Annotated in this window: 20 protein-coding genes and 1 tRNA gene; 11 read left to right on the forward strand and 10 right to left on the reverse strand. The window is 72.7% G+C overall.

What is annotated here, in order from left to right:
- The first annotated feature begins 41 nt into the window (after positions 1-41).
- A complete protein-coding gene (locus ACFVHK_RS09690) occupies positions 42-845 on the forward strand; it encodes a TrmH family RNA methyltransferase (protein ID WP_376928638.1) in 804 nt (267 codons plus the stop codon).
- Positions 846-873: 28 nt separating this feature from the next.
- On the opposite strand, the gene ACFVHK_RS09695 is transcribed toward ACFVHK_RS09690, so the two are convergent.
- Positions 874-1,527: a hypothetical protein gene (locus tag ACFVHK_RS09695; RefSeq protein ID WP_376928639.1), complete on the reverse strand. Its 654-nt coding sequence runs from the start codon at positions 1,525-1,527 to the stop codon at positions 874-876.
- Between the two features lie 212 nt (positions 1,528-1,739).
- On the opposite strand from ACFVHK_RS09695, the gene ACFVHK_RS09700 reads away from it, so the two are divergent.
- Complete coding sequence (locus tag ACFVHK_RS09700; protein ID WP_376928640.1) at positions 1,740-2,852, forward strand: alpha/beta fold hydrolase; 1,113 nt, start codon at positions 1,740-1,742, stop codon at positions 2,850-2,852.
- A 67-nt stretch (positions 2,853-2,919) separates the two neighbouring features.
- Positions 2,920-4,230, forward strand: coding sequence for a D-alanyl-D-alanine carboxypeptidase family protein (locus ACFVHK_RS09705; RefSeq protein WP_376928641.1), 1,311 nt, complete (start codon positions 2,920-2,922; stop codon positions 4,228-4,230).
- Positions 4,231-4,245: 15 nt separating this feature from the next.
- Here ACFVHK_RS09705 and ACFVHK_RS09710 read toward each other — a convergent pair whose 3' ends face one another.
- Both ACFVHK_RS09710 and ACFVHK_RS09715 read right to left on the reverse strand, forming a co-directional pair.
- The gene (locus ACFVHK_RS09710) at positions 4,246-5,049 is read right to left on the reverse strand and encodes an SGNH/GDSL hydrolase family protein (protein ID WP_376928642.1); all 804 of its coding nucleotides are present in this window, start codon (positions 5,047-5,049) and stop codon (positions 4,246-4,248) included.
- A 43-nt stretch (positions 5,050-5,092) separates the two neighbouring features.
- On the reverse strand, positions 5,093-5,875 hold the full coding sequence (locus tag ACFVHK_RS09715) for a hypothetical protein (RefSeq protein ID WP_376928643.1): 783 nt from the start codon (positions 5,873-5,875) through the stop codon (positions 5,093-5,095).
- A gap of 133 nt (positions 5,876-6,008) precedes the next feature.
- Here ACFVHK_RS09715 and ACFVHK_RS09720 point away from each other — a divergent pair, with 133 nt between their 5' ends.
- The 3 genes from ACFVHK_RS09720 to ACFVHK_RS09730 all read left to right on the forward strand — a co-directional run bounded on the left by ACFVHK_RS09720 (position 6,009) and on the right by ACFVHK_RS09730 (position 9,983).
- Entirely contained in the window at positions 6,009-6,590 is a 582-nt protein-coding gene (locus tag ACFVHK_RS09720; RefSeq protein ID WP_129233608.1) for a TetR/AcrR family transcriptional regulator, read from the forward strand.
- Between the two features lie 52 nt (positions 6,591-6,642).
- Positions 6,643-8,475, forward strand: a complete 1,833-nt coding sequence (locus ACFVHK_RS09725; protein ID WP_376928644.1) for a DEAD/DEAH box helicase — start codon at positions 6,643-6,645, stop codon at positions 8,473-8,475.
- A 107-nt stretch (positions 8,476-8,582) separates the two neighbouring features.
- Positions 8,583-9,983 carry an MFS transporter gene (locus ACFVHK_RS09730; protein ID WP_376928645.1) on the forward strand — a complete coding sequence of 467 codons (1,401 nt, stop codon included), beginning with the start codon at positions 8,583-8,585 and terminating at the stop codon, positions 9,981-9,983.
- On the opposite strand, the gene ACFVHK_RS09735 is transcribed toward ACFVHK_RS09730, so the two are convergent.
- A complete protein-coding gene (locus tag ACFVHK_RS09735) occupies positions 9,929-11,164 on the reverse strand; it encodes a trans-sulfuration enzyme family protein (protein WP_376928646.1) in 1,236 nt (411 codons plus the stop codon). The genes ACFVHK_RS09730 and ACFVHK_RS09735 overlap by 55 nt on opposite strands.
- Before the next feature lie 108 nt (positions 11,165-11,272).
- On the opposite strand from ACFVHK_RS09735, the gene ACFVHK_RS09740 reads away from it, so the two are divergent.
- Complete coding sequence (locus ACFVHK_RS09740) at positions 11,273-11,749, forward strand: Lrp/AsnC family transcriptional regulator (RefSeq protein WP_129233612.1); 477 nt, start codon at positions 11,273-11,275, stop codon at positions 11,747-11,749.
- 200 nt (positions 11,750-11,949) lie between these two features.
- Positions 11,950-13,068 carry a VIT1/CCC1 transporter family protein gene (locus ACFVHK_RS09745; protein WP_376928647.1) on the forward strand — a complete coding sequence of 373 codons (1,119 nt, stop codon included), beginning with the start codon at positions 11,950-11,952 and terminating at the stop codon, positions 13,066-13,068.
- A gap of 34 nt (positions 13,069-13,102) precedes the next feature.
- On the opposite strand, the gene ACFVHK_RS09750 is transcribed toward ACFVHK_RS09745, so the two are convergent.
- Entirely contained in the window at positions 13,103-13,975 is an 873-nt protein-coding gene (locus tag ACFVHK_RS09750; protein ID WP_376928648.1) for a DUF3097 domain-containing protein, read from the reverse strand.
- Positions 13,976-14,032: 57 nt separating this feature from the next.
- Entirely contained in the window at positions 14,033-15,271 is a 1,239-nt protein-coding gene (locus tag ACFVHK_RS09755; RefSeq protein WP_376928649.1) for an MFS transporter, read from the reverse strand.
- A gap of 107 nt (positions 15,272-15,378) precedes the next feature.
- Here ACFVHK_RS09755 and ACFVHK_RS09760 point away from each other — a divergent pair, with 107 nt between their 5' ends.
- On the forward strand, positions 15,379-16,464 hold the full coding sequence (locus tag ACFVHK_RS09760) for a DUF998 domain-containing protein (protein WP_376928650.1): 1,086 nt from the start codon (positions 15,379-15,381) through the stop codon (positions 16,462-16,464).
- A gap of 15 nt (positions 16,465-16,479) precedes the next feature.
- On the opposite strand, the gene ACFVHK_RS09765 is transcribed toward ACFVHK_RS09760, so the two are convergent.
- The 4 genes from ACFVHK_RS09765 to ACFVHK_RS09780 all read right to left on the reverse strand — a co-directional run bounded on the left by ACFVHK_RS09765 (position 16,480) and on the right by ACFVHK_RS09780 (position 22,662).
- Positions 16,480-19,968, reverse strand: a complete 3,489-nt coding sequence (locus tag ACFVHK_RS09765; RefSeq protein WP_376928651.1) for an error-prone DNA polymerase — start codon at positions 19,966-19,968, stop codon at positions 16,480-16,482.
- The gene (locus ACFVHK_RS09770) at positions 19,968-21,560 is read right to left on the reverse strand and encodes a DNA polymerase Y family protein (protein ID WP_376928652.1); all 1,593 of its coding nucleotides are present in this window, start codon (positions 21,558-21,560) and stop codon (positions 19,968-19,970) included. Before ACFVHK_RS09770 ends, ACFVHK_RS09765 begins: the two co-directional genes overlap by 1 nt.
- The gene (locus ACFVHK_RS09775) at positions 21,557-22,318 is read right to left on the reverse strand and encodes a hypothetical protein (protein ID WP_376928653.1); all 762 of its coding nucleotides are present in this window, start codon (positions 22,316-22,318) and stop codon (positions 21,557-21,559) included. Before ACFVHK_RS09775 ends, ACFVHK_RS09770 begins: the two co-directional genes overlap by 4 nt.
- Positions 22,319-22,578: 260 nt before the next feature.
- Positions 22,579-22,662: transfer RNA gene (locus ACFVHK_RS09780), tRNA-Leu, on the reverse strand.
- 185 nt (positions 22,663-22,847) lie between these two features.
- Here ACFVHK_RS09780 and ACFVHK_RS09785 point away from each other — a divergent pair.
- Both ACFVHK_RS09785 and ACFVHK_RS09790 read left to right on the forward strand, forming a co-directional pair.
- Positions 22,848-24,176 carry a M20/M25/M40 family metallo-hydrolase gene (locus ACFVHK_RS09785; protein WP_376928654.1) on the forward strand — a complete coding sequence of 443 codons (1,329 nt, stop codon included), beginning with the start codon at positions 22,848-22,850 and terminating at the stop codon, positions 24,174-24,176.
- Between the two features lie 70 nt (positions 24,177-24,246).
- A complete protein-coding gene (locus tag ACFVHK_RS09790; protein ID WP_129235568.1) occupies positions 24,247-25,068 on the forward strand; it encodes an undecaprenyl-diphosphate phosphatase in 822 nt (273 codons plus the stop codon).
- Positions 25,069-25,083 lie beyond the last annotated feature (15 nt).

A 25,083-nucleotide genomic window follows, 5' to 3' on the forward strand; every position in this document is an offset into this window, starting at 1 on the left:
CGGGATGTTTCCGGATGACGCCCGCCGACCCGGGAGGACCCATGCGCATCGAACACGTCACCGACGCGACATCCGACGCCGTCGCCGACTACGCCAAGCTCACCGACGTCGCCCTGCGCAGCATCACCGAGCCCGAGCGGGGCGTGTTCATCGCCGAGTCCGCCAAGGTCATCCGCCGCGCCATCGCCGCCGGATGCACGCCGCGATCCGTGCTCATGGAGGAGAAGTGGCTCGCCGACCTCGAACCCCACCTCGCGCCGTTCGACATCCCCGTGCACCTCGCCGACCCCGCCGGACTCGAGGCGATCACCGGGTACCGCGTGCACCGCGGCGCGCTGGCGGCGTTCGAGCGGCCCGCACTGGCGGACCCGGGCGACCTCCTCGCCGGCGCGCGACGCGTCGTCATCCTCGAGGACATCGTCGACCACACCAACGTCGGCGCGATCATCCGCGGGTGCGCAGCGCTCGACGTCGATGCGGTACTCGTGACCCCGCGTTGCGCCGATCCGCTGTACCGCCGGAGCATCCGGGTCAGCATGGGCACGGTGTTCCAGGTGCCGTGGGCTCGGCTCGAAGCGTGGCCGGAGGACATGACGCTGCTGAAGTCGGCGGGATTCGAGGTCGCGGCGCTCGCGCTCGCCGACGACGCGGTGTCGTTGGACGAATTCGCGTCGCAGCTCCCCGAGCGCCTCGCCCTGATCTTCGGGACCGAGGGCGACGGGCTCATGCGGCGCACCGTGGAGGCCGCCGACCATGTCGTCATGATCCCGATGGGGCGGAACGTCGACTCGCTCAATGTCGCAGCGGCGACTGCGGTGGCGCTCTGGGCGACGCGGCCGCGCTGACGACGGTGGATTCGGGAGCCCGCCGCGCTCAGCGCTGGGCGAGCGAGAAGTTCGTCACCTCGCACGGCCGGCCCGGGGGCTCGTCGCACGGCAGGACCAGTCGCCAGGAGAACGAGTAGGCGTAGTCGTTTCCATCGACGCCGGTGAGGTCAGCCTTCCCCCTGAAGTGGTCGATCGCCGCCGATCGGAGTCCGCCCTCGAACAGGTCCGAGGCGTTCGCCTTGATCTCCGCGCTCCCGGTGGCGAACAGCTCCAGCCGATCGTCCGTGTCGAGGCAGGCACCCACGCCGAAGCTGTCCTCGGGCTCGTCCAGCCACCAGAGCTCGATGTGCTGGTCGCCCTCGTCGAGATTCGCGATGACGCCCTTCGGGCTGTCGATCAGGTTCGGCGTCCACGTCTCGAATCCCGCCGGGCGCTCCAGTGCCCACTCCGGGAACGGATCGACCATGCCGCCCTCGAACCAGTCGACGATCGCGACCTCGCGAGCCACCTGCTCATCGGTGCAGAATGCCTCACGACTGGTGTTGATGAAGACGACCAGGCCGTTGTCGAGATCCGGTCCGGTGAAGGCGAACGGGTCCTCGAACACCTCCGGCGGCCCGGCCGCGGCCGCGGGCGATGCGGTCACCCCGACGAGCAGCACTGCGCCGAGTGCGGCGGTCAGTGAACGGTTGATGGACATGGCGGGTCCCCCTGACCGGATTTCGCGAGCCGGTCACGGACCGCGAGGCATCCTCTGCTTCGAGGGTGCGCTGCAGGACGAACCGGCGCAATGCAACGCACTGAACATGGCGGCGCACACGTAGCCCGAGCGGGCGCCGATCGCGCTCCGCGTACGTCTCCGGACCTAGGCGCAGGATGCGGTTCGCCGCACGTCCGGGACTACCATGGACCATGGCCGCGAACGGATGGCCAGAGCCGGCGGCACCCTGGCACGGAGAGATCAGGTTCTGCCGCGCCCCCGACGGGACGCGCTTGGCGTTCCGGGTGTCCGGTGCCGGTCCGCCCCTCGTCACGGTCGGAGCATTCGCCTCTCATCTGGAACTCGATCATCAGCATCCTGTCCTCAGCGCGGTGCTGGGGTCGCTGCATCAGGAGTTCACGGTGCTGCGGTACGACGAGCGCGGCCATGGGCTCTCCGAGTGCGACCTCGGCGACGATGACCTCGTGACCCGCGTCCGCGATCTGGAATCGGTGGTGGATGCCGCGGGACTGGGGCACTTCGCGATCTTCGCAGCCCACATGGGAGGCCCGGTCGGGATCGCCTTCAGCGCGCTGCACCCGGAGCGGGTGACTCAGCTGATCCTCATGTCGACGTTCGCCAGGGGCCCCGCGCTCCTTCACCGGTCCGTCCGTGAGACGTTCCTCTTCGCCAAGCTGATCCAGGAGGGCTGGGGGCGGCAGTCCCGCAGCCGGCGGGTGCTCAGCACCGGCATCCTTCCCGGGGCGAGCGACGCGGCACTGGCCTGGCTGGATGACGCACAGCCACTCTTGGGCTCGAAGGACGCTCTCGCCGCGTCGTACTGGAACCAGAGCACGGCCGACGCAACTGGATACTTGGACCGCGTCGTGACGCCGACGCTCGTCATCCACGCCCACGACGACCTGCTGGTCGAATTCGCCGAGGCCCGCCGTGTCGCCGAGGTCATCCCGAACGCGCGCCTGGTGTCGTTCGCCGACGGGGGCAACGTCATGCCCGAGCATTCGTCCAACTGGCAGGCGGCGGTTCAGGACATCGCATCGCTCGTGTCGGAGCAGCCGGGTCCCGATCCGTCCATCCTTGCAAGCCTCGCCGAACTCACTCCGCGCGAGGTCCAGATCCTGCAGTTCCTCTCGTCGGGGAGGTCCAACGCTCAGATCGCGGCGGGCGAGAGCCTCAGCGTTCGAACCGTGGAACGACACGTCTCGAACATCTACCGGAAGCTGCACCTGACAGGGCCCACCTCGCGGACCAGGGCCGCGGTCATGTATGTGCGCCAGAGGGGGACGACCCACTCGATCCGTTGAGTCCGCCACCGAAGGCGGCCGTGGCGCTCTACGCGATCGCATAGGTCGGCTGGGTATCCTGCAACGGATGTCTCGCACGCTCGACCCGGCCCGGCCCGCGCCGCCGCGACCCACGAAGCCCTCGCCCGCGGTGTACCGACGGCGGCGGATCGTCGCGGTCGGCATCCTCGCCGTCCTCCTGGGGCTGCTCGTCTCCGGCGGGGTCTACACGTCGACGGCGCTCGGCGCGCCGATCCCCGTGGCGGAGCCCGCGATCGACGACCCGGCGCCCGTCGCTGCTCCGGCGCAGCCCGTGGCGCAGCCCGGGTTCGGCACGTGGGCGGTCGGCGCCGTCGGATTCGACCGACTGATGGCCGCCGGGGGCGAGGGCACCCCGATGCCGATGGCCAGCATCGCGAAGGTCATCACGGCGCTCGTCGTGCTCGAGGAGCACCCGATCCCCGAGGGCGAGGCCGGCCCGCAGATCGCGTACACCGACGCCGACGTCGACATCTACTGGGACATGGTCGCGCAGAACGGGTCGGTCGCGCCCGTCGTCGCAGGCTCCGAGCTCTCGCTGAAGGAGAGCCTCGAGGCGATGATGCTGCCGTCGGGCAACAACTACAGCATCTCGCTCGCGAACTGGGCGTTCGGCTCGGTCGACGCGTACCTCGAGCGGGCATCCGCCTGGCTCGCCGACAACGGGCTCACCGAGACGCGCGTGGTCGACACGAGCGGGCTCTCGCTCGACGACGTCAGCACCGCGGCCGACCTCGTCCGGCTCGGCGAGATCGCGCTCGAGAACCCGACGCTCGCCGAGATCGTCGCGACCCGGTCGGTCGCCATCCCTGAACTCGGCACGATCGAGAACTCGAACCGGCTGCTCGGCACGCACGGGATCGACGGCATCAAGACGGGCACGACGGATGACGCGGCGAACCTGCTCTTCTCCGCCGACCTCGCGGTCGGCGAGACCTCCGTCACGCTGGTCGGCGTGGTCCTCGGCGGTGCCACGCATGCGCTCGTGCGCGAGGCCGTCGCCGGGCTCGTGGACTCGATCGGGCCCGGGTTCCGCGAGGTCGTCGCGCTCGAGGCCGGTCGGCCGCTCGCCGCGTACGCGACGCCGTGGGGCGATACGGCCGAGGCGGTCGCGACGGAGGGGGCGACCGTCGTCGTCTGGTCCGACACGCCGGTCGACGTCGCCGTCGAGGCCGATTCGCTGCGCCTCGTCGGCGACGGCGCGGAGGTCGGGGTCGCGACGGTCACGGCCGGCTCGCAGGTGATCGAGGTGCCGCTGGCGGTCGACGGTGCACTCGAGGACCCGGGCGCCTGGTGGCGGCTGGCGAACCCCGGCGCGCTCGACGAGGGCGTCGTGGCGGAACCGCCCGCCGCCGGCTGACCGATCCGTCCCGCCTCAGTCGCCCGGCGTCGACTCCGGTCTCGAGGCGTAGGGGCCCGCCGCCGGCCGCTTCGGCGTGACGAGGTCGCCGGAGGACTGGTGCCGGATGCGGCGGACGACCCAGGGCACGAGGTACTCGCGCGCCCAGGAGAGGTCCTCGGTGCGCGCCTCGCGCCACGAGCGCTCGGGCAGCGGCTCGGGCTTCATCGGCTCGAGGTCGTTCCGGACGTTGAGCGCCTGCAGCACCATCCGGGCCACGGTGTGGTGTCCCAGCGCGTTCAGGTGCAGGCGGTCGCGGTCCCACATCCGCTGGTCCTGGATCTCGGCGAGCGCCCACTGGTCGGCGACGAGGCAGTCGTGCTTCTGCGCGATCGCGCGGAGGTTCTCGTTGTAGATCGCGACCTTGCCGCGGATGCCCCGGAACACGGGGGAGAAGCCGACGTCGACGCCCGTGAAGATCACGATCGTCGCCCGGTCGCGCGCGAGGCGCTCGACCGCGTACTCGAAGCGGGCCGAGATCTCGTCGGGGTCGGTCCGCGGACGGATGACGTCGTTGCCGCCCGCCGAGATCGTGATCAGGTCGGGGCGCAGCTCGAGGGCGGGCTCGATCTGCTCGTCGATGATCTGCTGGATCAGCCGGCCGCGGATCGCCAGGTTCGCATAGGCGAAGTCGTCTGCCCCCTGCGAGAGCACCTCGGCGACGCGGTCGGCCCAACCGCGGTGGCCGCCCGGCACGCCGGGCTCCGGGTCGCCGATGCCCTCCGTGAACGAGTCGCCGATCGCGACATATCTCGACCATGGATGCTGCTGCGTGACCATCCCTCCATTCTGCACGTGTGCCGGCCGGCGATCGCTCGGGCGCTCATCCACGCGCACGTCGTTCGGGCGTCGCCCCGTCGACGGTGGGCCGACCGGGTGAGCGCCGCGATCGGTCGAGAGCGTAGAGCACCGGCCTGGGCGCGACTCGGTGGTCGGCGAACGTGCGCAGCACGAAGCTCCGGAAACTGCGTCGGGTGACGAGTGCGGGAACGATGTCACGGTAGTGGTCCCACCGGCAATGGTTCACGAGCGTGAAGCTCGCCCCGTCGACCGGCTCCAGGACGGTCGAGTTGTCGAGGGCGGTCTCGTCCTGGAACCAGCCCGCCGTGTACTGCCAGGCGTGCAGGTTGCCGGCGACGTCGTCGGCGGTGAAGTAGTTGAACAGGAACACTCCGGGCCGCTCGTGGTCCACCGGGTTGATCCGGCGCACGTTCCTCGCGGCGAACGTCAACCGGGTCGGGGACTCCTCGTCGAGCGCGGCGACGGCGGGGTGGCCGGCGAGCGCAGCGGCGTCATCGACGGAGCCGGTCTCCACCAACAGCACGGCGTCGTACACGGACTGATCCGTGTACTGCCCCTCGAAGCCGCGACTGGTGCCGGGCGGCACCAGTGTCGCGCGGAACACGTCGGCGCGTCGCACGCGATCGTCGGTGGAGAACAGCGCCCGCAGCTGATGCAATCGGCCCAGGGCGGCCCGACGTCGCCTCGATGGCAGTGCGGGAGGTATCGGCCATCGGCCGGAGCTCAACCCGACGAACAGGAAGCCGTTCGCGGAGGGCTCGACCAGGCGGGCAGTCGTCCAGGATGTGGGGATCTCAGCAGTCATCGTCGGCACCTCTCCGTCTTCGGTAGGGCTCAAGCGTGGATGCGCGGGCGGACTCGCTGCAACAGCGTTGAAATTCCCGGAGCGGTCACATCCCCTGAACGGGAGGGGTCGAGCGCACGGTACGGTGGACGCGATGAATAAATCGAGGGGGCGCCCGGTTCGGGGCGGTCCGAGTCGTCGCGAGCGCATCCTGAGCGAAGCGCGCACCGCGTTCCTCGACCGGGGGTACCGCGGGACGACGATGCGGGCGATCGCCTCCGCGTCCGATGTCGACGTCGCTCTCGTCAGCTACTACTTCGGCTCGAAGCGCGACCTGTTCGCCGCTGCGCTCGCGCTCGAACTCCGACCTGCGCGCGTCGTACGAGGCGTGGCGGGTGACGACCCGGCTCGGCTCGCCGATCGTCTCCTCCGAGCGGTGCTGCTGACGTGGGAGAACCCGGCGTTGAGTTCGTCGATGCGGACGTTCATCGAATCCGCGATGGGGGATCCCGAGCTCCTGCGCTCGTTCCGCGAGTACATCGAACACGAGGTCGTGGATGCCCTGGCCGAGCACCTTCCGGACGATCGCGCCCGCGCACGAGCCCACGCCGCGGTGCAGGTCATCATCGGGCTGATCTTCAGCCGATACATCCTGAGGCTCGAACCGTTCGCGCGAGTCCCACCTCGCGAGGCGTATCGGATCCTGCGCCCGGTACTGGCGGCCGCGTTCGCCTGACGGCCCGCCGACGCGACATCCGTGTCGGTCGACTCGACTACAGTGCTGCAGAGTGAGCAACGCGACCCCCTCCGGCAGCCACCTGCCCGGCACCTCGGCCGCCGAACACCTCTCACCCTCGTTTCCGGCCCGTGCACCCTGGGGCACCGCGTCGAAGCTGCGTGCCTGGCAGGCCGAGGCGCTCGAGCAGTACTTCGCGTCCGAGCCGCGCGACTTCCTCGCCGCAGCGACGCCCGGAGCAGGCAAGACGACGTTCGCGCTCCGCCTCGCGGCGGAGCTCCGGGCCCGTCGCACCATCGACCGCATCACCGTCGTCGCCCCCACCGACCACCTGAAGCGCCAGTGGGCGGATGCCGCGGCGCGCGTCGGCATCAGGCTCGACCCCGGCTTCCGGAACGCGCACGGGCGCTCGGCCCGGCACTACCACGGCGTCGCCGTGACGTACGCGCAGGTCGCGGTGCGGCCGGCGCTGCACCGCGAGCTGACCCTCTCGGGGCGCTCGCTCGTGATCCTCGACGAGGTGCACCACGGCGGCGACACGCTCTCGTGGGGCGATGCGATCCGCGAGGCGTTCGAGCCCGCGACGCGCCGACTCTCGCTCACGGGCACGCCGTTCCGGAGCGACACCGCGCCGATCCCGTTCGTCGACTACGTTCCCGACGAGGACGGGATCCGCGTCTCGCGGACCGACTACGACTACGGGTACGGCCGGGCCCTCCGGGACGGCGTCGTGCGCCCCGTGCTCTTCATGGTCTACGCGGGCAGCATGCGCTGGCGCACGAAGGCCGGCGACGAGATGGAGGCGCGCCTCGGCGAGGACGCCACGAAGGACATCCACTCGGCGGCATGGCGGACCGCGCTCGAGCCGTCGGGCGAGTGGATCCCGTCCGTGCTCCAGGCCGCCGACCGGCGGCTCACGGAGGTGCGGCACGCGATCCCCGACGCCGGCGGCCTCGTCATCGCGACCGACCAGTCGACGGCCCGCGCGTACGCCGAGATCCTCGAGGGCGTGTGCGGCGAGCGGGTCACCGTGGTGCTCTCCGACGAGAAGGAGGCCTCCGGCCGTATCGAGGAGTTCTCCGAGGGCACGAGCCGCTGGATGGTCGCGGTGCGCATGGTGTCCGAGGGCGTCGACGTGCCCCGCCTCGCCGTGGGCGTGTACGCGACGAGCTCGTCCACCCCGCTGTTCTTCGCACAGGCGATCGGGCGCTTCGTCCGGGCGAGACGGCGCGGGGAGACCGCGTCGGTGTTCCTGCCGAACGTACCCGTGCTGATGGCCCTCGCGGGTGAACTCGAGCGCCAGCGCGACCACGCGCTCGACCGGCGCAGCGGCGACGGCGACGACGATCCGGGTCTCGAGGACGGCCTGCTCGAGTCGGCCAACCGCGAGGACTCGGCCTCGGACGAGCTCCAGGACGAGTTCACCTGGCAGGCGCTCGGTTCCGATGCCGCGTTCGACCGCGTCGTCTACGACGGCACCGACTTCGGCACGTTCGCCGAGCCGGGCAGCGACGAGGAGCTCGACTTCATCGGCCTCCCCGGCATCCTCGAACCCGAACAGGTCAGCGAGCTCCTGCGCCACCGCCAGGCCCGTCAGGCGCGCCGCGCATCCGACCGCCGCAAGCACGCGCTCGCCGCGGGGGAGTCGGCGGAGGCCGACGGCGAGGAGCGTGCCGAGCCCGTGGCGCTGTACCGCACGCTGAAGGAGCAGCGGTCGCTGCTCAACAGCCTCGTGGGCCTCTACGCCCGCCAGACGGGGCAGGCGCACTCGCTCGTGCACGCCGAGCTCCGACGCGCGTGCGGCGGCCCCGAGGTCGCCCAGGCGACCGTGACGCAGCTGCAGTCGCGCATCGAGCTGCTGCGGCGCCGGCTGTCCGGGCGCTGAGCCCGCGCCGCGGCATCCGCGGGCATCCGCCCGGACCGTCGATCCTCGGCGGCCTCCTGCGACCAAGGCCCCGAGGGGCCGTCGCGAGCACCGCGTAGCATGGCGCCATGGACCGCCGCACGCGCGTGCTGGTCATCGCGATCGTCGTCGCCTTCATCGCCTTCCTCGACGGTGCGGTGATCAACATCGCGCTGCCGGCGATCGAGGCCGAGCTGGGTGGCGGGCTGACGCTCCAGCAGTGGGCGGTCGACGCCTACCTCCTCACGCTGGGCTCGCTCATCCTGCTCGCCGGATCGCTCTCCGACTCGTTTGGGCGGCTCCGGGTCCTCCGCATCGGGTTGTACGGCTTCGGCGTCACGTCCGTCGTGTGCGCGATCGCGATGGACGGCGCGGTGCTCGTCGCGGCGCGTGCGCTGCAGGGCGCGGCCGGTGCGCTGCTCGTGCCGAGCTCGCTCGCCCTCATCATCGCCAACTTCCCGTCCGCCGAGCAGGGCCGGGCGATCGGCCGCTGGACGGCGTGGACGACGAGCGCCTTCCTGATCGGGCCGATCCTCGGCGGCGCCTTCGTCGACCTCGTGTCCTGGCGGCTCGTGTTCGCGATCAACGTGCTGCCGATCGCCGCCGCCCTGATCATGATGCGTCCGCTGGGTCGCGACGAGCCCAACCCGGACCGGGCTCGCGTCGACTGGCTCGGCGCGACCCTCGGCGTCGTCGGCCTCGGCGGCATGGTCTTCGCGCTCATCGAGCAGGGCCGGCTCGGATGGGCCGACCCGCTCGTGTTCGTTCCCGCGCTGGTGGGCGTCGTCGCACTCGTCGCGTTCCTGCTGTGGGAGCGGCGCGCACCGGCGCCGATGCTGCCGCTGTCACTGTTCCGGGCCCGCAACTTCGCGGCCGGCAACCTCGCGACCTGGTTCATCTACGCGGCATTGACGCTGGGCCTGTTCGCCCTGCCGATCTTCCTGCAGGAGGCCGGCGGATTCCCGGCGACGCTCGCCGGCCTCGCCACGCTGCCGCCGATGGTGCTGCTCGTGCTGCTCGGCTCGTGGTTCGGCACGCTCGGCGGGAAGTTCGGTCCGCGGTTCTTCATGTCGGCGGGACCGGTCGTCGTCGGTGTCGGCTACCTGCTGACGGTGGTCGTCGACGTGCCCGTGCAGTACTGGTGGCAGGTCTTCCCCGGCATGGTGGTGGTCGGGCTCGGGATGGCGATGACCGTCGCCCCGTTGACGTCGGCGATCCTCGGGGCCGTGGACCCGACGCGCGCCGGCATCGGGTCCGCCGTGAACAACGCCGTCGCCCGCATCGCGGGACTCGTCGCGGTGGCGTCCATCGGCGTCATCGTCGCGGGCGCGCTGGACGTCGAGGGCTACCGCCGTACGGCGATGGCGATCGCGGCCATGCTCTTCGTCGGCGGCCTCGTGTCGTGGATCGGCATCCGCAACCCGAGCGGGCCGGATCAGCCGAGCGCGTCGGCCGACGCGGCCAGCTCGGAGGAGCGACCGAGGTCCTGAGCGTCCGCCGCGGCGTCGAGCGCAGCCATCAGGTCGGCCGTCAGGTCGTCCGCGTGCTCGAGCCCGATCGAGAGCCGCACGACGCCGCCGTCGGGCTTGGCGTGCGCGGCAACGGGTCGGTGCGTGAGCGAGGCGGGGTGCTGGACGAGCGAGTCGACGCCGCCGAGCGAGACCGCATGGGTCACCAGCCGGCACGCCTCGGTGAAGCGGCAGGCCGCGTCGTACCCGCCCGCGAGCTCGATGGCGATGATCGAGCCGGCACCGGCGAGCTGACGGCCGAGGAGGCCCTGCGGGTCCTGACCGGGCAGGCCGGGGTAGCGGACCCGGGCGACGGCCGGGTGCGCCTGGAGGCGCCGGGCGAGTTCGCCGGCCGTCTCCTGCTGCGCGCGCACTCGGATCGGCAGGGTGCGGATGCCGCGGTGCAGGAGGTAGGCACCCATCGGGTGCAGGAGGCCGCCGGTCAGCGCGCGGACCCGCCTGAGTCGCTCGACCCACTCGATCGGGCCGGCGACGACACCGCCCATCGCATCCCCGTGCCCGCCCAGGTACTTCGTCGCGCTGTGCAGCACGAGGGTCGCGCCGTGCTCGAGCGGACGCTGCAGCACGGGGGTCGCGAAGGTGTTGTCGACGAGGAGCGGCACGCTGCCCCCGGCATCCGCCACCCGTCGGAGGTCGAGCAGTTCGAGCGTCGGGTTCGCCGGGGTCTCGACGATCACGAGGCCGGTGTCGGGACGGATGGCCGCGGCGATGCCGTCGACGTCGGTCCAGGTGACGCTCGTGCCGAGGAGCCCGCTCTCCAGGACGTGGTCGCTGCCGCCGTAGAGCGGCCGGACGGCGACGACGTGCGGGGTGCCGGCGCTCGTCGCGGCGATGAGCGTCGCGGCGAGCGCGGCCATGCCGCTCGCGAACGCGACCGAGCCGTCGGCGCCCTCGAGGTCGGCGAGCGCGGTCTCGAACCGGGCGACGCCGGGGTGCCAGAGACGCTGGTACACCGCGGAGCGGCCCTCGGTGAGGCATCCGCCGGTCGCGAGCTCCTCGTAGGACAATCCGCCGTTCTCGACGTCGCCGAGCGGATTGGTCGTGGAAAGATCGATGGAGGGAACGTGGGAACCCGCCTCGTGCACCCCTTCCATTCCAGCGTGGACGGCACGGGTCTCGAGGTTCGACGACGGTGTCAGCATGCGAGCAGGCTACAGAATCTGTCACCATTTCGGGTGTCTTGCGAAGATGCTTGCGAATCAGCGAGAATCAGCGAAGAATATGCACGCTTGACCCGGAGGGCCTGGACCATGGCGCAGAAAGCGGAACTCGACCGGGTCGATCGGGCCCTCCTCACGGCCCTGTCGAAGAATGCGCGGGCCTCGGGCGCTGCGCTCGCCGCTGAGGTCGGCGTCGCGGAGTCCACGGTGTCGCTGCGACTCCGGCGCCTGCAGAGCCTCGGCACCGTGCGCGGGTACCGCGTCGACGTCGACCTCGTCTCGCTCGGCGTGTCGCTGCAGGCGCTCATCGCGATCCGGCTGGTCAAGCACGACCGCAGCGAGATCGACGCCTTCCGCAACGCGGTACCGCACCTGCCGGGCGTGATCGGCGTGTTCCACATGGCCGGCGCAGAGGACTACCTCCTCCACGTCGCGGCCCGCGACGCGGAGGAACTGCGCGAGTTCGTGCTCGCCCACCTCACCGGACACCCGGCGGTCGCCCACACCGAGACGAACCTCATCTTCGAGCACGCCGAGGGCGACGGCTGGCAGAAGCTCGTCGGCTGAAGGACGCGCGCTCGGCCGGGCGGCGCTCGTTCGGCGATCCGAAATGCTGCCAATCCGGTCGCACGGCATGACGCCGCGGCATCCGCGCCGATAGCCTTTCGGACGGCCCCACCGGGCCGACCTACGCGACGACGCAGGCGCCCGAGACCGCCGACGCACCGCGGCACGGGAGTCTGCGAACCGATGGAGCAGACACCACCATGACCGCCGACGACGCAGCGCGCGACCCCCACGTCGAGCCGCGGAGCACCGCAGCCGACCGCGATCGATGGCGGCGGTACCTCGCGGACGAACGGGCGGAGGCCGCCGTCTACCGGGAGCTCGCCGCGCGACGCGACGGCGAGGAACGCGAGATCCTGCTCGCGCTGGCCGCGGCCGAGGGACGCCACGAGGCGCACTGGCTCCGCCTGCTCGGCGGCGACGAGACCGGCATCCCGCGGGCCGACATCCGCACCAGGATGCTCGGCGGCCTCGCACGGCGCTTCGGGTCCATCTTCGTGCTCGCGCTCGCGCAGCGGGCCGAGGCGCGGTCGCCGTACTCGACCGATCCGCACGCGACCGCCGCGATGGCCGCCGACGAGCGCATCCACGGCGAAGTCGTTCGCGGCCTCGCCGCGCGCGGCCGCCGTCGCCTCGCGGGCACGTTCCGCGCCGCCGTGTTCGGCGCGAACGACGGCCTCGTGTCGAACCTCGCACTCGTGCTCGGCATCGGCGCCACCGGCGTCCCCGCGCCGGTCGTGCTCTTCACGGGCATCGCCGGGCTCCTCGCGGGAGCCCTGTCCATGGGCGCGGGGGAGTACGTCTCGGTCCGCTCGCAGCGCGAGCTGCTCGAGGCATCCGCCCCCGACCCGGGTGCGCGCGACGCACTCGGCGACCTCGACCTCGATGCGAACGAGCTGGCGCTCGTGTACCGCGCACGCGGAATGGCGCCCGACGAGGCGGTCGACCAGGCCGCGCTCGTGCTCGCGCGCGTGCAGGCCGCCGAGCGTCAGCCGGCGCCGACCGACGCGATCGGCACGCTCGAGCACGACGACGAGGCGGTCGGCACCGGCATGAGCGCGGCGATCTCGAGCTTCCTGTTCTTCGCGTCGGGCGCGCTGATCCCGGTGCTGCCCTGGCTCTTCGGGATGTCGGGCCTCGCCGCGACCGTCACCGCGACCGTGCTCGTGAGCCTCGCGCTGCTGCTGACCGGCGCGACCGTCGGCCTGCTCTCGGGGGCGCCGCCGCTGAAGCGCGCGCTCCGTCAGCTCGCGATCGGCCTCGGGGCGGCTGCGGTCACGTACCTGCTCGGCCTCGCATTCGGGACCACGATCGGCTGACCGCGGCGGGTCGGTCGGCGGGTCAGTCGGCGGGTCAGTCGGCCGGGGCCGTGACGAAGTCGATGAGCTCCTCGACCCGCCCCAGCAGCGCCGGCTCGAGGTCGCCGTAGCCGCGCACCCGCCCGAGGATGCGCTGCCACGCACGCGCGATGTCGGCCTGCTCCTCATGCGGCCAGCCGAACGCCGCGCACACCCCGTGCTTCCACGACGTACCCCGCGGGATGACCGGCCAGGACTCCCGGCCGACGCGCGCCGGCCTGACGGCCTGCCAGATGTCGACGAACGGGTGGCCGACGACGAGCACGTGACCGCGGTGGCGGCCGCGCATGACGGCATCCGCGATCCGCTGCTCCTTCGACCCGGCGACGAGGTGGTCGACGAGCACGCCGACACGGCGACCGGGTCCCGGCTCGAACTCGTCGAGCACGTCGTCCAGCACGTCGACGCCCTCGAGGTACTCGACGACGACGCCCTCGACCCGCAGGTCGGCACCCCAGATCTTCTCCACGAGCTCGGCATCGTGCCGGCCCTCGACGAAGATGCGGCTCGGCAGGGCGACCTTCGCCGGGCGCCCCGGCTCGACCGCGAACGAGCCCGACGCCGTGCGGATGCGGCCCTGCGGCGCGTGGGCCTTCGGTGCGACGAGTCGGACCGGCTCGCCGTCGACCAGGAAGCCGTGCCCCAGCGGGAACATGCGCGTGCGACCGTGGCGGTCCTCCAGCGTCACCGTCTGCTTCTCGACGGAGACCACGGCCCCGCAGTATCCGTCGGCGGCGAGCTCGACGACCAGGTCGCGGGTCGCCGGGACCTCCGGGATCGTGCGCCGCCCGGCGGCGCGCCAGTCGCCGGCGAGGACGTCCTGGCCGTAGCGGTCGGGTCCGAGGCGGTCGTTCGAGGCTGGGGCCACCGGATGAGGCTAGCGAATCGATCGCGACGCCCGGCGTCGACACGACGGGGACGGACCTCAGGCGCGGGCCGGCGTCCGGCGCACGAGCCCCGCGGTCCAGGCCGCGCCGGCGAAGGCGATGGCCGCAGCGAGCGCGAACGCCCACGGGATGCCGAACGGCGCGGCGACGAGGCCCAGTGCGATGGGCCCGAGGCCGAGGCCCAGGTCGAGCGCGGCACTGGCCGTGCCCGATGCGACGCCCCGTTCCGACGGCGACGCCGTGGCGAAGACGGCGGCGAAGAAGGCGGGGGTCGTGAAGGTGATGCCGACGCCCATGAACACGACGCCCACGAGCAGCCCCACCCAGTCCTGCCATGCGGCTGCGATCACGAGCCCGATGCCGATGAGCACGAGCGACGCCGCGGCGAGCGGCAGCGATGGGAGGCGATCGGGGACGCGGGCGAAGGCGATGCGGCACACGACCACGACGGCGCCGTAGGCGAAGAGGGCGATGCTCGGCGAGGCGAGGTCGATGCGCTCGGCCCAGAGCGTCGCGAACGCGATGAAGCCGCCCACGGCGGCGAGCGAGCTGAGGAAGCCGATCGAGATCGGGACCGCCGGACGGTGGACGATCCGCAACCGACCCCCGAGTTCGGGCGGGGCGGTCCTCGTCTCGCCGACGAGGAACGCGAACCCCACCGCGAGCACGGCGAGGCCGGCGCCCCCGAGCCACACGGCGCGGAACCCCGCGGCATCCAGCAGCACCTGTCCGACCAGCGGTCCGAACGCGAGGCCGAGATAGAGGCCGAGCGAGTTGTACGAGAGCGCCTCGCCCATGCGCGAGGCGGGCGCCAGGTCGGCGAGCGCGGCGAACACCGACACGAAGAAGGCCGCCTCGGCGACCCCGGCGAGCAGCCGGAGCCCGATGATGACGCCGAGGTCCTGGGTCACCGTCAGCAGGAGCAGGGCGCCGGCCGCGAGGAGCGCCCCGCCGACGAGCATCGGCCGACGGCCGAAGCGATCGGAGGCCCTGCCCGCGAATGGTCGCAGCACGAGCGCGGAGACCGCGAAGACCCCGACCGCGAGCCCCGCGGACGCCTCGTCGCCCCCGACGGGCCCGGTGACGTAGAGCGGGAGGGCGAAGAGGGCGAGCCCGGTCGCCGTGAAGTACGCCAACTCGGCGACGGCGAGGGCGATGAACCCTCGGGTGAAGAGCGGTTCGCGCGTCGATCCGGCCATGCGGCCACCTCCTCGCGTCGCGTTCGCGTCGCGCGTCGGGCCACCGCCAGCGTATCGCCGACCGGCCTGTCGCCGCACGGTCGGAACGCTGCGCTACCGTGACCCTCAGCGCACTGGGCGGCCCCGGTCGCCGGTCGATGCGGCGGCGCCACGCGGGACCGCCTCGTCGGCGAAGGGAGCGAGCCATGCCGACCGATCGCAGGGCGAGCCTGAAGCGGCTCCTCGGTTCCGGCGAGCGTTCGCTGGAGTCGCTCGCCCTGGCCGCGGGCGCCGCCTCGTTCGCCGCAGTGGGGCTGATCGCGATCCCGGTCTTCGGCCTGGGCGGCGCGCCGATCTCGGGTCCCGGCTCGATCGGCCAGTACGCCGCCGTCGCGAGCGGTGTCGTCGCGATCGTCGCCTTCGCCCTCGGGAGCGCCATCGTCGCCGGGCGCGAGGGCGTCGGCCGGATGCGGGCGCTCGACGTGCTCGACGTCGTCGCGCTCGCCATCGCGCACGGCGTCATCGCCCTGCTCACGTGGACCCTGCTGGCCGACATCCTCGAACGCGCGTTCATCGGCGCGCCGGTGTTCGCCGTTCCGCTGCTCGTCATCGCGGGATCCGCGGGTGCCGTCACCGCCTACGTCGTGTTCTCGTCGGCGACGCACATGGACCTCCTGCTGCTCGCGATCGTCCTGGCGGTGTTCCTCGTCGAGGGCATGCTCGCGAGCATGCTGACCGCCTCCGACCCGCACTGGTGGGCGGAGCACCTGAGTGCGCTCGGCATGACGGACGACCTGTCGGCCCGTGCGTTCAACCTGACGCTCATCGTCGCCGGGTTCCTCGTGACGACGCTCGCCCGTGCCGCGACGACGACCGTCACCACGCCGCACACGCACGGTCGGCGCAACGTGCGCGTCTGCCTCGTGCTCATCGGGGTGCTGCTCGCATGCGTCGGGATCTTCCCCGTCGACACCCACTTCTGGATCCACACGATCGCGGCATCGGGGATGGCGGTGACGTTTTTCGTGCTGGTCATCGCGCTGCGCCGCTGGATCCCGGGAACGTCGCGGTCGTTCCTGGTCGTCGGCTGGTCGTTCATGGCCGTCATCGTCCTGCTGGCCGTGTACTTCATCGTCGGCCTGTACACGCTGACCGCGGTCGAGCTCGTGGCGGGGATCCTCGTCTTCACGTGGCTGATCCTGTTCATCCGCAACGTCGCCGCCCTCGGGGCGGACGCCCGCCGCAGCGGGATGCCCGGGGCCGGGCCGGAGGTGCGGCTCCAGCCTCGATGACGTCCGGTCCCGGGGTCAGCGGAAGTCGCGGGACCGGTTGGTGGTCGAGACGGTCAGCGGCTCGAACCGATCCGCGACGAGGTTGACCACGCCCTCGCGCGAGCGCTCCAGGATGCCGCGGACCACCATCGCCGGCGCCTCGCGCGCGATCCGGCGGTACCGCGACCACACGCCGACGCTCGCGATCACGTTGAGCGTGCCCGACTCGTCCTCGAGGTTCATGAACGTGATGCCGCTCGCGGTCGCCGGCCGCTGCCGGTGCGTGACGACCCCGCCGACCTCGATGCGGCGCCCCGACTCGGCGCCACCCAGCCGATCGATGCGCACGACGCCGCGCGCGTCGAGGCGGTCGCGCACGTGCCGGATCGGATGGTCGTCGGGCGAGATGCCCGTCGCCCACAGGTCGTAGACGACCTGCTCGGCGTCGTTCAGCAGGGGCAGCAACGGCGGCTGCACCACGACGACCGCACCGGGCAGGTAGTCGGCACGGTCCTGCGCGGCCTCGCCCGCGAGCCACAGCGCCTGCCGCGGCCGCAGGTCGAAGCACTCGAACGCCCCCGCCGCGGCGAGCGCCTCGAGCTGCGTCGCATCGAGGTCGGCGCGCCGGGAGAGGTCGGCCATGTCGCGGTACGGGCCGTGCGCGTCGCGCTCGGCGACGATCCGCTCCGCGACCTTCGCCCCGATCGAGGTGACGTCGGCGAGCCCGAGGCGCACCGCGAACGCACCGTCGCGGCGATGCTCGGCCGAGCGGTCGGGCGCGTCGCGATCGAACGGCCCGACCGGCGGCTGGGCGGCCCGGGCGCAGTCCGGCCTGCCGGTGGGGCGACGGATGCCGCGCGCCCCCGCCGCGGCATCCGTCGCCGGTTCATCGGCGCCCGTCGCACCGCCGGGCCCGACCGCCTCGAGCCCCGCGTGCACGCCCGAGCGCGCCAGGTCGGGCCGGAGCAGCTCGACCCCGTGCCGTCGCGCGTCGGCGGTGAGCGTGTGCGGCGAGTAGAAGCCCATGGGCTGGGCGCGCAGCAGCGCCGCGAGGAACGCGGCCGGGTAGTGCAGCTTCAGCCACGAGCTCGCGTAGACGAGCAGTCCGAAGCTGATGGCGTGGCTCTCGGCGAAGCCGAAGTTCGCGAACGCCTCGATCTTCTCGTAGATCGCGTCGGCGGTCTCGCGGTCGATGTCGTTGCGCTCCATGCCCGCGTAGAGCTTCGTGCGCAGCCGCTCGATCTTCTCGACGCCGCGCTTGGAGCCCATCGCGCGGCGCAGCAGGTCGGCGTCGGCGGCGTCGCAGTCGCCGACCGCGACGGCCATCTGCATGAGCTGCTCCTGGAAGAGCGGCACCCCGAGCGTGCGCCGGAGCACGGGCTCGAGCTTGGGGTGCAGGTAGGCCACCTGCTCCTCGCCCGTGCGGCGGCGGATGTACGGGTGCACCGCGCCGCCCTGCACGGGCCCCGGACGGATGAGCGCGATCTCGACGACGAGGTCGTAGAAGCAGCGTGGCTGCAGGCGGGGGAGCGTGCCCATCTGGGCGCGCGACTCGACCTGGAACACCCCGATGGAATCGGCGCGGCACAGCATGTCGTAGACCGCGGGCTCCTCCTTCGGGATCGTCGCGAGCTCCCACTCCTCGCCGGTGTGCGCGCGCACGAGGTCGAACGTGTACTGCAGCGCGGCGAGCATGCCGAGCCCGAGCAGGTCGAACTTCACGAGGCCCATCCAGGCGCAGTCGTCCTTGTCCCACTGCAGGACGGTGCGGTTCTCCATGCGGGCGTGCTCGATGGGGCACACCTCGCCGACGGGCCGGTCGGTGAGCACCATGCCGCCCGAGTGGATGCCGAGGTGCCGCGGGAAGGTCAGCAGCTGCTCGGCGAGCTCGACCACCGACTCGGGGATGTCGTGCTCGTCGGTCTCGACGACCGACCCCCACCGCTCGACCTGGCGCGACCACGCGTCCTGCTGCCCGGTCGAGTACCCGAGCGCCTTGGCCATGTCGCGCACCGCGCCCTTCGGGCGGTAGCTGATCACGTTCGCGACCTGCGCGGCGTTGTGCCGGCCGTACCTGCCGTAGACGTACTGGATGATCTCCTCGCGCCGGTCGGAGTCGAAGTCGACGTCGATGTCGGGCTCCTCGTCGCGCAGCGACGACAGGAACCGCTCGAACGGCAGGTCGTAGTAGATCGAGTCGACCCCGGTGATGTCGAGCACGTAGCAGACCGCCGAGTTCGCCGCCGATCCGCGGCCCTGGCAGAGGATGCCGCGGCGGCGCGCCTCCTGCACGAGGTCGTGCACGATGAGGAAGTACCCCGGGAAGTCCTTCTCCTCGATCACGTCGAGCTCCTTCGCGAGCCGCTCGCGCACGTGGTCGGGCACGCCCGGGTAGCGCCGCTCGGCGCCCCGCCAGGCGAGCTCCCGCAGCCACGACATCGGCGTGTGCCCCTCCGGCACCTCCTGCCGGGGGAGCCGCGGCCGCGCGCTGCGCAGCCGGAACGACAGGTCGTGCGCGAGCGTCACCGAGCGCTCGACGGCGCCGGGGTGGCGATCGAAGCGGGCGAGCATCTCTGCGCCCGACCGGAGGTGCAGTCCGTCGGTCGCGGGCAACCAGCCGTCGAGCTCGTCGAGGCTGCGCCGCGCCCGCACCGCCGCGAGCGCGGAGGCGAGCCGGTGCTCGCGGGGCGTCGCGTAGTGCACCGCGTTCGTCGCGAGCACGGGCACGCGCGCCCGAGCGGCGAGCGCGGCGAGCGCGTCGTTGCGGACCTGGTCGAGGGGATCGCCGTGGTCGGTCAGTTCGACGACCACGTGGTCGCGGCCGAACAGCGCGACGAGCCGGTCGAGCTCGCGCCACGCGGCATCCGCCCCGCCCTCGCCCGCGAGCGCGCGGCGCACCGCGCCCTTGCGGCACCCGGTGGAGACGACCCAGTGCCCGTCGGCGCGTGCTGCCAGGTCGTCGAGCTCGTAGACGGGTCGGCCCTTCTCGCCGCCCGCGAGCTGGCCCGCGGTGATCGCCGACGCGAGCCGGTGGTAGCCCTCCTCGCGGGCGGCGAGCACGAGCAGGTGGTCGCCCTCGGGGTCGGCCGCGCCCATCTGCGGCTCGCTGAGCCCGAACGAGAGCTCGGCGCCGTACACGGTCTCGAGCTCGGGGTACGCCTCGGCGGCCTCGGCGAACCGCACGATGCCGTAGAAGCCGTCGTGGTCGGTGATCGCGAGCCCCGTGAGCCCCAGCCGGTGCGCCTCCTCGACGAGCCTCTCGGGTCCCGACGCGCCGTCGAGGAAGCTGAACGTCGAGTGCGCGTGCAGCTCGGCGTACGGCACGGACGGGCCGGCCGGCCGGTCGTCCGCCGGCTCGTCGGTCCCCGGCGGGCGGTACGGATGCCGCTTCCGGCTCCAGGCCGGGCTGTCGCCGCCGTCGCCCAGGACCTTCGAGCGACCTGCCGATCCGCCACCCGGCCGTTGCCGGTCGGAGAGCCGACGCTCGAGCTCGGACCACGGGATCTCGGGGTTGTTCCAGCCCATCAGTCGTACCTCGCCTCGGCCCACCAGCCGTCCGCGTCGCGGACCAGCAGCCACGCGCAGCCGTCGTGGTCGACCACCTGGAACCGGTGCACCCGGCGGGCGCGGTCGGCGTCCCACCAGCGCTCCACGACCGGCCACGGCCCCGCCCATGCCCGCACGGGCGCCGGCCGCCCGCCGCCGACCGCGAACGAGGCCGGCGGCGCCGAGATCGCCCCGCGCGCATCGACCGCCACGGGTACGGCCTCGGCGTCGACGAGCGCGACCGGCAGCCGCTCGCGGAACACGCTCGCGGGCGCGAGCGCCGGCAGGCTCCCCGGCCAGGGCGCCTCCGCCGCGACCCGCTCGGAGGCGCGATCGCCCCACGGCACGAGCACCTGACGGTCGGCGAGCATGCGCCCGCCGCCGATCGCGGCCGTGACCACGCCCTCGTGCCCGAGCATGCTCTGCACGCGCGTGAGCCCGTGGTGCACGCGCTCGTCGGGTCCGCCGCCCCAGAGTCCCTCCTCGTGGTTGCCGGTCGAGTCGACCCGTTCGGGCACGATCCGCAGGCGCACGATCGCGGACTCGAGCCCCGTCTCGGCCGTGCCGGACCCCTGCAGCTGCCACCGCACGCGGTCGACCACGTCGGCAGGCGTGAACCAGTGCGGGTGCAGCCAGCTGCGGCTCGAGTGGCCGCCGCGCTCGTCGTCGAGTTCGACCCGGATGCCCGTGCACACGAGCCGCACGGCCCGCATCCGCTCGATGAACTCCTCGGCCCGCACGCGGAACGCGAACGCGAGCTGGTCGACGCGTTCGAGCGGGGGCTCGAAGTGCTGCTCCACCTCGAAGTCGGGCGGGGGAGTCCGCGGCGCCACGCGCGACTGCTCGCGCCCGGCGGCGCGATCGTGCGCGAACGCGCCGGCCGCGCCGAAGCGCCGCCGGACATCCTCGTCGGGCAGTGCCGCGAACTCGCCGAGCGTGCGCACGCCGAGCCGGTGGAGCAGGGTCGTGGTGCGAGCGTCGGCCACGAGCGAGACCGGCAGCGGCGCCAGGAACCTCGCCGACTCGCCGGGAGGCACCGCGAGCACCGCGCCCGGCGCGGCGGGGACGCCCGCAGCATCCGCGACGCCTGGAGTACGCACGGCACCCGCGGCGCGCGCCGCCTGCTCGGCGGCGAACGGCCCGTCGGCGACGCCCACGCGCGCGCCCGTGATCCCGAGCCCCGCTGCGGCCTCGAGGAGCGCCCGCGCCGCGGCATCCTCACCGCCGTAGTACCTGACCGGACCGCGGGCCCGCATCGCCAGCGTGCCGGGCCGCAGCACCTGCACGCCGGGGACGATCGCCTCGACGCCCCGCACGACCGGCTCGAACGCGCGGTGGTCGAGCGCGGCGTCGTACTCCAGCACCGCGAGCGCGGTCGAGCGGTACTGCGCCTCGCGCAGCCGCAGCCCCCGCGTCACGCCGTCGCGCCGGGCCGCGGGCGAGCAGGAGTGCACGAGCCCACTCTCGGTGAGCGCGACCGGCAGCGCGGGGTCGATGCCGTGCTCGCGGCACGCCGCGAGCACGGGCCAGTCGGGGCACCAGAGCACGATGGTGCGCACGGCCGTGGTCACGAGGCCCTCGCCGTGAACTCGGGCCGATGCACGTTGTCGTGCGCGGATGCCGCGGACGGCGCGCCCGCCTCGTCGATCGCGGCGAACCCGAGGTCGCCCGCCGGCAGCCGCAGGCGCCGCCGGGCACCGCGACCGACCTCGCCGCGCCCGGTGACCCGCACCACGACCTCGCGCTCGGCGAGGTGCCCGTGCCCGAGACCGAGGCCGGTCCAGTCGCTTCGCTCGAGCTCGAGCCGGGCGTCGCTGCCCGGCCAGCCGCCGTCGACGAGCAGCAGTGCGCCGCGCTGGCGCAGCCGGGCCGCGAACCGCGATGCCTCGGCCGGGGCGAGCCGCCCCGCCGGCCGCACGGCGACCACGGGGATCACGTCGGCGAGCGCCGCGGCGACCGTCAGCCACTGCCGGCCGGGATCGGGCACGAGCACGAGTCGCTCGAGGTCGATGCCGAACCGCGCCGCCGCCTCGACGCCGAACTCGGGGATGCCGGAGACCGCGACCCAGCGGCCGCTCCGCGACGGCCCGGCGAGCGCGGCCATGAGCAGCGTGATCGACCCCTCGACCTGCACGACCGCGCCCTCGCGCAGCGCGCCGCCCGGGAGCACGCTCGCGAGCGCAGGATGGGTGGGAACGGCGCGCGCGTCGAGCCTCGTTGCCTGCATGCCGCGGATGCGCGCCTGCAGTTCCTCGACCCGCTCGAGCCGTGCGGCGGGGGCCGGCTCGGAGGCGATCGCGCCGTCGGGCGCGGGTCGGGGAGCGATCATCGTCACCCCTCAATATTCGAACACATGTTCGAATGAGGCAAGTCGCGGATGCCACCCGTCCACGCCCCCGAGCGGGGGTGGTCGGCGGCGGCGGCACGCCGGATCCTTCGGGAGGATGTTCCGGCAGCTCGCCGGCGTGTGCCGGCGCGACGCGCCGCGCGGCCCGCGGAACTTCCTCCCGTTCGCGGCGCGACCGGTCGAGCGCGTGCGCTTAAACGCGAAAAGGCCGGATCCGAAGATCCGGCCTTCTCGACAACGCGTGCGCGAGGGGGGACTTGAACCCCCACGCCCGTTAGGGCACTAGCACCTCAAGCTAGCGCGTCTGCCATTTCCGCCACCCGCGCGTTGTCCTGGCCTCCGATCGCTCAGCGGCCGTAGAAGACATTAGCACGGTTTGCGAGGGCCTCAGACCACTCGGCGGCGGGCGACGACCGCGCCTGGAGGTCGAGGCGGGTCGGACGCGGAACGCCGGATTTCCGAGGCATCCGTCGCCGCTCGCGATGCCGAGCCTCGCGATAGCGTGGACCGCATGGCCGAGACGCTCCCGAGGACCACCGAGCCCCAGCCCGAGCTCGACGAGACCGCGATCATCGCGCGCGACCTCATCCGGTTCGACACCACGAACCACGGCGAGGGCCGTTCGAACGGCGAGCGCGAGGCCGCCGAGTACGTCGAGGCGCACCTGCGCACCATGGGCCTCGACCCGGTCGTGCACGAGTCCGCGCCGCGTCGCGCCAACGTCGTCGCGCGCGTGCCGGGCGCGAACCCCGACAAGCCCGCGCTCGTCCTCCACGGCCACCTCGACGTGGTGCCCGCCGACCCCCGGAACTGGAGCGTCGACCCGTTCGCCGGCGAGGTCCGCGACGGCATGCTGTGGGGCCGTGGCGCCGTGGACATGAAGGACATGGACGCCATGATCCTCACCGCGGTCGGCGACATCCTCGCCGAGGGGCGCCTGCCCGAGCGGGAGCTGATCCTGGGCTTCTTCGCCGACGAGGAAGCCGGGGGACTGTACGGCGCGAGCTGGCTCGTCGACGAGCACCCCGAGCTCTTCGCCGGCGCGACCGAGGCGATCAGCGAGGTCGGCGGGTACTCGATCACGGTCGGCGGAAAGCGCGCGTACCTCCTGCAGACCGGCGAGAAGTCGCTCGTGTGGGTGCGGCTCGTCGCGCACGGCACGGCCGCGCACGGCTCGAGGCTCGTCCGCGACAACGCGGTCACGAAGCTCGCCGAGGCGATCGCGCGCATCGGCCGACGCGAATGGCCCATCCGGCTGACGGGCACGACCCGCGAGCTGCTCGCGGCGATCGCCGGCGCACTGGGCGTCGACCCCGAGCAGGTCTCGCCCGACGAGCTGGCGCTCGCGACGGGGTCGGCCTCGGGGTTCATCACGGCGACGCTCCGCACGACGTCGAACCCGACGCTGCTGCAGGCCGGCTACAAGCACAACGTCATCCCCGACCGGGCCGAGGCGCTCGTCGACATCCGCACCCTGCCGGGGGAGGAGGACGCGGTCCTCGCCGAGCTCGGGGACCTCCTCGGGCCCGACGTCGAGCTCGAGATCGTGCACCGCGACGTCGGCCTCGAGGCGCCGACCCACGGGCCGCTCGTCGACGCGGTCACGCACGCCCTGAACGCGCACGACCCCGAGGCGGCCGTCTTCCCCTACCTGCTCAGCGGCGGCACCGACAACAAGGCGCTGTCGCGCCTCGGCGTCTCGGGCTACGGCTTCGCGCCGCTCCGGCTGCCGGACGGCCTCGACTTCCCTGCGATGTTCCACGGCGTGGACGAGCGCGTGCCGCTCGACGCACTAGTCTTCGGTAGGCAGGTCCTGAAGGACCTCCTCCTGGCGTACTGACGCCCACTCGTTCGACGACCACGACGGTCCCGTGCCCTTCGCGCGTCGAGGGGCGGAAGGCGATGCCCCCTTGTTCGAAGCCCTGATCCTCGGCCTCGTGCAGGGACTCACCGAGTTCCTGCCGATCTCCTCGAGCGCGCACCTGCGCATCCTCGGCGAGTTCCTGCCCAATGCGGCGGACCCGGGGGCGGCCTTCACCGCGATCACGCAGCTCGGCACCGAGGCCGCCGTCGTCGTGTTCTTCTGGCGCGACATCGTGCGGATCGTCCGCCAGTGGTTCGGCGCGCTGTTCGGCCGCGTCCCGCGCAACGACCCGGATGCGCGGATGGGCTGGCTGATCATCATCGGCTCGATCCCGATCGTCGTGCTCGGGCTGCTGTTCCAGGACCAGATCGAGACGGTCTTCCGCTCGCTGTACGTCGTCGCGACGATGCTCATCGTGTTCGGCATCGTCCTCGGCCTGGCCGACTGGGCGGGCGCGAAGCGCCGCAAGCTCGACGACCTCACCTACCCGCACGGCGTCTTCTTCGGGCTCGCCCAGTCGCTCGCGCTCATCCCGGGCGTCTCGCGCTCGGGGGGAACGATCACGATGGGCCTCCTGCTCGGCTACGAGCGAGCGGCCGCGGCGCGCTACGCGTTCCTCCTCGCGATCCCGGCGGTGTTCGGCTCGGGCTTCTACCAGCTCTTCAAGAGCTGGGGCGAGCCGGCCGTGTACGGCCCGCTCGAGACGGCCGCCGCGACCGTCGTGGCGTTCGTGGTCGCGATCCTGGTGATCGCGTTCTTCATGAAGTGGATCTCGCGGCACAGCTTCCTGCCGTTCGTGATCTACCGCATCGCGCTCGGCGCGACGGTGTTCGTGCTGCTCGGCACGGGCGTCCTCGAGCCGCTCTGATCGGCGCGCGGCAGA

The sequence above is a fragment of the Agromyces binzhouensis genome (assembly GCF_042672355.1).
Lineage (GTDB): Bacteria > Actinomycetota > Actinomycetes > Actinomycetales > Microbacteriaceae > Agromyces > Agromyces binzhouensis.